Origin of the sequence: Peribacillus sp. YIM B13477, from assembly GCF_042787955.1 — a bacterium.
GTDB classification, from domain to species: domain Bacteria; phylum Bacillota; class Bacilli; order Bacillales; family DSM-1321; genus Peribacillus; species Peribacillus frigoritolerans.
On the sequence record NZ_JBHZPD010000014.1, the window covers coordinates 71,421 to 77,596 of the forward strand.

Sequence of the window (6,176 nt, forward strand, 5' to 3'; positions counted from 1 at the left end):
GTCCTAACTTACAGACAGCCCTTCTTCCTATTTATTTTGGTTGTGCCTTTTTTGGAATATCCTCAAATTTCACTTCATCATATGACGAAACTTCATCACCATTTTTCACGTACATCTTTAAGTAAGCATCTTTTCGAAGATTTTTTTGTGCCGTGAATTCAAGCGGTATCGTTTCACCATCTGCATTTTTGGCGTCAAGTTTATAAGAATAGTAAGTCATCACTGTACCATCATCCAGTTTGGTTTCATGCTGCACCCCATCCTCTGTAATTTGCAAATAATAATTATCGGCATTCATGCGATTAAAGTCAATTTTAGTAAGCGCGAATACTCCTGCCGCTCCAAGTATGAACAATATGCCAACTACCATAAAAAATTTCTTCATTTAGATCACCCTTCTGTTTTATTATTTTGTGTGATAATACGATTATAAGAAGCTACCGTTAAGATATAATACAGACCGTAAATAATCGTATAAGCGATCATCCAGATCAATACAGGTTTTGCCAGATTCATCATCAATAAGCCCGAGAAGGCTTTTAACGCAACCGCACTGTGCAATAGCCCGACTGCCAGCGGGACGAAAAAGATTACAAACACTTGTGATGCAATGGATTTCCGCATTTCTTTTGCGTTAACGCCCATTTTATGAAGCATATTGTATTGTGATTTATCTTCCTCAGCTTCCGTTAGAACTTTAAAGTAAATGATACTGCCTGTTGCCGCTAAAAAAACCAGACCAAGAAAACTGCCGATAAAGAGCAATGATCCTACACTTTCAATGCTTGCTTGAAAATCTTGAGGCGCACTGGAAAATAGAGCTTCTTCAGGTATTTGTTTTGATATTTTTTCAGATAAATCCACGGAGGCTTGATCAACACCGATAGCACGATAGTTCAGGGCTTCCCCTTCTTTTTGCAATGATTTAAATTGATCATTCGATACAACCACTGCAATGCCTGCTGTTTTGGCATTTAAAACCGTTTGTGTTTTAAAGCTTTGGAATGTTATCGCCGTGTTGTTTTCTGTCCTTATTGTCTTGTCCTTGTATTCAGGTGAGAATCTTTTGTCATATCCAATATCTAAAATGACTGCTTTGCCATGATTCACATGCAATGCTTCCTTACCCTGTACATCTGCCAATTTGTTATATGTTCTTTCATCGATTACCGTGTAAATCTTTTTATCCGAGTTATCGAATGCTGATTCCTCGCTAAGTTCTTTCGTATTAAATGTGATGGATAGCGCTTCAACATTTTCATCATACTTTGTATCTGGCAAAACGGCGGTGACTTGATGATCGCTTTTAGCATCCGTTTGCTGATACATGAAGGTATTCGGATCAACGGTCATAACTTGGTCATTCGCGTTGTAATAAAGACCATAAACCGCACCTCCAGCCGTTACCGTTGTAGCACTTAACACCGCAATTACGGTCAATGTCCTTGCATTCCCCCGAATGCGATAAAGCAATTGCGAGACCGTCATCAGATGCAGGCCTTTCCATAGCCATTTTTCATTTTTCTTGATCACGGCTAACACAAAGCCTGTCACGCTATGAAACAATAAAAATGTACCGGCAATAACAGTTGTCAAAATAATGAGTGCCGTCATCAAAAAGCCAATCTTTTCCCACACTTTAGAAGTAAAAAGATCTTGCATCGCCAACCAATATCCGATGACAATCAGGAAAATTCCCAGAAAGGCTACAATCATAGATGGCTTCGGAGCCGCTTCCCCTTTTTTCGATGCATGGAAAAGATCAATTAGTTTAAATTGGTAAATTAAACGATAGCCCTGGAATGATGTCACCAAGAAAATAATAAGAAATACGATAGAGGTGTTCAAAGCTGCAGATCCTGAAAATGTAAAAGGTGCGATGACATCATAGCCCATTAAATAGATCAAGATCGTCATGAACCCTTTTGAACATAGAAATCCAAGTAAAATCCCTACAACTAATGAAACCAATCCTAGCAATAGATTTTCAAAGAAGAGCATAAAGCCAATCTGGCGATTACGTACGCCAAGCAATGCATATAATGCCACTTCTTTTTTACGTTTTTTCATGAAAAATGAATTGGAATAGGCAATAAAAATGGCAACGAAAAAAATCAGGATGACGGCCGCACCACTCATTAATGAACCTAATTTCTGTGATGAAGCCGTTTGTTCTGCAACTGCATCACTATACTTCAATGTTACAAATGTGAAGTAGATGATAATGCTAAATACCATGGATGCGATATATATAAAATATTGGGAAAGGTTCCGGGCAATATTTTTTCTCGCCAGACTAAATAACGTCATCTACCTCACCTCCAATTGTTGCAAGGACATCCATGATTTCTTGGAAGAAAGCTTTACGCGATTGGCCACGACGATAAATTTCTGTTGAAAGTGTACCATCCTTGATGAAAATGATCCGCCGGCAGAAGCTTGCGGCATATGCATCATGTGTCACCATCATGATGGTGGAATTATTATTTTCATTTAGTTCACTTAAGCTTTCCAGCAGACCTGTTGCAGATTTTGAATCAAGTGCACCTGTTGGCTCATCTGCCAGGATCAATGCCGGCTCTGTCACAAGCGCTCTGGCTGCAGCTGTTCTTTGCTTTTGCCCACCGGAGATTTGGTATGGATATTTAGCTAATAAATCTTCAATCCCAAATACTTTAGCAATACGGTTCACCAATGCAGTAATTTCTTTGGCTGGAATTTTCGCAATCGCCAGTGGCAATAATATATTTTCCTTCACAGTCAATGAGTCTAGCAAATTGTAGTCCTGGAAGATGAAACCCAGATTTTCACGTCTGAAATCCGTTAATTCCGCCCCTTTCATATCGTGAATGCTCGTATCATTCATATAAATTTTCCCCTCAGTCGGCGAGTCGATAGTTGCCAACATATTGAGCAATGTCGATTTCCCCGCTCCAGAAGGTCCCATGATTCCTACAAACTCCCCTGCATGAATGTCAAAAGATATATTTTCCAACGCCGTATAGGCAGCGCTTGATTTACCATATGTTTTTTTTATATTTTCCACTTTTAATAATGGTTCCATTTGTTTCACCTCTTCAGTATTGTTGATACATTTATCTTACATGCTCATTCTTACAGCATCTTTGTGCCAACCTTACAGCAAGCTTAAATCCATCAAAAAAACGCCTTCCACTTATGGAAGACGTTAAAGTAAAAGTATTTAACTTTGCTTCAGAAGCCTGCGGTCGATAACAAAATTACCAAATGGAATGAATGAAACGATGAAAATCATCGCCATTTTTAAAAAGGACCATTTTGATATGATGCTCACATAAAGTAATAAAAGCCCAAACACGACAAACAGGAAACCATGGATGCTGCCTAAAATGAGTGTTGCTTCCCCAATATCCAATATGTACTTAATGGGCATACCAATGGCAAGCAATAAAACATATGAGATTCCCTCAATTATTGTAATAAACCGAAACCATCCAATAGCTGTCGAAAACATTCGCTCATCCCCTTATTCATTGTACAAGTACGGCACACAAATCCAGCTTCCTGTCCTCAATCCAAAATCCGTTACTCTATCATATTATATTACGGAGACACCCACTAATAAATAGTACCAGGTTTTCCTAAAAGTAGAACAACAAAAGCCCAATCAAAGGATTGGGCCCTTAACAAAGTAGGTGAAATTTCACTTAAAGATGTTCAATTCCGAAACCAATTCGCTCCCTCATCCATGTGCACGAAGGGAATATCCGTATCAATTACACCTTTGATTTGTCTTAAATCAACATCTTCCCCTTCGAGCCATTTCGCAAAATCTATGGAAGTCGGCTCTTGGTTCCCTCCCAAGGCAATCCAAGCTTTCATCTCTTTAGGTAAATAAGCGGATGTATGAATCGTTCCCGCCCAGCTGCTATATAAATCCGAGAAGACACCTTGATTGGTATCATTAAACAACCGATAAGCATCGTAGGCTGAAGAAAGTTTCCCTTCATGATCCTGGATGATCTCCAATCGGCGTCTCGAATCGATAAGATGGTTACGGTTTTCATTTTTCATGATTTCAAAGTGATTGGTACAGGCATTTGACGTGCGCACCTCTACATTTCTTGGGGAGGTTTCCACAATATAGGTATTTCCGCTTTTATCATAGACGACGTAAGTGAAAGAATGACGATGCGGGATTTCCTTCAACATCGCCACCGCTTCCTGAACGTCCGCACAAGATTCAACAATCAGTCTGCCAATCATGCAGCAGATGAAACCATCACCAGGGTTCTTGCGATTCATGAAATTATAGCCTATCACCAATCCTTTTTCGTTCATTCCATCCATCCGGCCAGTCCCTCGCTGACTAGGGCCGATGCTTGAGTACCCTTGATCGGTTGGCTGGAATAAGACATAGCGTCCTTCATAAGTCTTCGGGTGGTAATCATAATTGCGAATGAGATAATCATTGCCTGTCATGATCGAACAGCCCGACCGGACATAATCCAATCGGTATCCACCGAACTCTTGAAGCACGCGGTCCATTGGCCATTTCAGTGCTTCTTGCAATCCGAGTAATTCTTCCCAAACTCCAGGGGCGAATTGTGTAATGGCTCTCTTGACCTCTTCTTCTTCAACCGTAAACCTCGGCTGCCTGATCTTCCACTGATCTTCACGGTTCTTTACCGTTAGCGAATCTTTTAATTCCTCCCCTTGCATGTATCCAAACTCATAATGTGTACCCCGAAATTGTATGACATCACTATATATTTGCTTCACGGCTTATCCCTCATTTACAATAGTTGCTATTCAAATTAAGGATACTTGAACTATTGTTGAAAATAAAGAAGATAAGCCTTTAAAATTCATGAAAAAACTCACTACCCCGTACCCCCCTCATAATCTGTAACTAGGCACATTTATGAGGGGGACGTATCATGGAGATGGAATTAACGGCACTCCATTGCTAGGCGTGGCGATAGCGATTGAACCTTTTTGGTCACGGAATAGCATTATCAGGGTAAACGAGGAAGAATTCACTTTAATAAGACGAACTTATACTGTATTTGAGGAGTCCTGCTTATGGAAAACTTATCCTAAAATAGAAAAGACCTGCTTCATGTTGTAAAAGGGTATATATGAATTCTCCTTTTGATTTTTGACTCGTTTTACAATGCTGTATAAGTAAGGAACAAAAAAAGGCCTAGTAATCCAGACCTCTTATCGGGGAAAGTGATTCCACTAATAAAACCAACTACCTTTTAGATTTATCTTTTATAGTTTTTGCTATTGCTAAAAGAACTATAAATCCGATAATACCCACGAAACCTAATATATTAATTATAGTAGACAATCCGATTCTTCCTTTCCGTTAATAATCTTATTCATTATTTTGAATAACAACTCTAAAGGAACCAAAAGTTTGTTGACTCTGATAATTATCAGCATTTACTTAATAAGGAAGTGGGAAGGTGGTGAGCTGGAAATTATTTCTTCATTCAACGTCGGGTAGATTAGTTTATGGTGGAACAGTGGTATATAAGACGTCTGTGTTATCTCTAACTGCAACTTGTTCCCAATCTTTTATAGCTATGATTGCATATCTGATTCCAGCATTTGTCTCATTTCCGGCAGAGAACTTAAGTTCCTTGCCTTCTTTTTCAGTCATAATTGATTGCAACTTTTCCTGACTATTTGTCATAGATATATTTTCATTGAATCCATCCTTTATAATAGCATCAGGTTTTACTTGCTTTACTTTTTAACAACTTTCCCGTTTGGCGGATTTGTTGATGGAATACCGAATACTTAATACTTGTTCTAAAATCCCTGCCCTGTTTAGGTCGAGCTCCTTCAATTTATACTCTGGCTTTTGAACGATTACAAAAGTCAATTCACTTGAGTCGGAACGAATAGGAACAGTAACATTAAAGTTTATTGAGCTGTTAGGTTTCATATCAAAGAAATATTTATTTACGTCCTGCTCCTTATTTTTAACCTTAAATTTCACTTATTTATAATCTTCAAAAACAAGTAAAGCATACTTTCTGACCTCACCAATGTGGTTATCTACTGAGGCAACAACTGACACTTCATTGTCAGTACTATTAAGTATACTTCCTTCATCGATAACTTTACTTTTCAATTTTCCCACCCCATATCCAACCGAACCATAATCAGCTGCATTCGTTACT

At 38.8% G+C, this 6,176-nt stretch carries 7 protein-coding genes; all 7 read right to left on the reverse strand.

What is annotated here, in order from left to right:
• Positions 1-31: 31 nt before the first annotated feature.
• Positions 32-385 (reverse strand): YxeA family protein, encoded by a 354-nt coding sequence (locus ACFX4H_RS24765; protein WP_057278687.1) that lies wholly within the window; start codon positions 383-385, stop codon positions 32-34.
• A 5-nt stretch (positions 386-390) separates the two neighbouring features.
• Positions 391-2,310, reverse strand: a complete 1,920-nt coding sequence (locus ACFX4H_RS24770; RefSeq protein ID WP_034305492.1) for an ABC transporter permease — start codon at positions 2,308-2,310, stop codon at positions 391-393.
• Entirely contained in the window at positions 2,297-3,064 is a 768-nt protein-coding gene (locus ACFX4H_RS24775; protein WP_034305495.1) for an ABC transporter ATP-binding protein, read from the reverse strand. Before ACFX4H_RS24775 ends, ACFX4H_RS24770 begins: the two co-directional genes overlap by 14 nt.
• Positions 3,065-3,202: 138 nt before the next feature.
• Positions 3,203-3,493 (reverse strand): DUF3817 domain-containing protein, encoded by a 291-nt coding sequence (locus tag ACFX4H_RS24780; protein WP_034305497.1) that lies wholly within the window; start codon positions 3,491-3,493, stop codon positions 3,203-3,205.
• Positions 3,494-3,696: 203 nt separating this feature from the next.
• On the reverse strand, positions 3,697-4,761 hold the full coding sequence (locus ACFX4H_RS24785) for a C45 family autoproteolytic acyltransferase/hydrolase (protein ID WP_377436436.1): 1,065 nt from the start codon (positions 4,759-4,761) through the stop codon (positions 3,697-3,699).
• A gap of 739 nt (positions 4,762-5,500) precedes the next feature.
• Entirely contained in the window at positions 5,501-5,650 is a 150-nt protein-coding gene (locus ACFX4H_RS24790) for a hypothetical protein (RefSeq protein ID WP_174878767.1), read from the reverse strand.
• Between the two features lie 342 nt (positions 5,651-5,992).
• Positions 5,993-6,176 (reverse strand): hypothetical protein (locus ACFX4H_RS24795; RefSeq protein ID WP_377436437.1); only part of this gene is annotated, 184 nt, incomplete at its 5' end.

Coding starts and splice junctions, on each gene's coding strand:
- ACFX4H_RS24790 (WP_174878767.1), bottom strand. CDS start 5,650: ATGACTGAAAAAGAAGGCAAGGAACTTAAGTTCTCTGCCGGAAATGAG.
- ACFX4H_RS24775 (WP_034305495.1), bottom strand. CDS start 3,064: ATGGAACCATTATTAAAAGTGGAAAATATAAAAAAAACATATGGTAAA.
- ACFX4H_RS24770 (WP_034305492.1), bottom strand. CDS start 2,310: ATGACGTTATTTAGTCTGGCGAGAAAAAATATTGCCCGGAACCTTTCC.
- ACFX4H_RS24780 (WP_034305497.1), bottom strand. CDS start 3,493: ATGTTTTCGACAGCTATTGGATGGTTTCGGTTTATTACAATAATTGAG.
- ACFX4H_RS24765 (WP_057278687.1), bottom strand. CDS start 385: ATGAAGAAATTTTTTATGGTAGTTGGCATATTGTTCATACTTGGAGCG.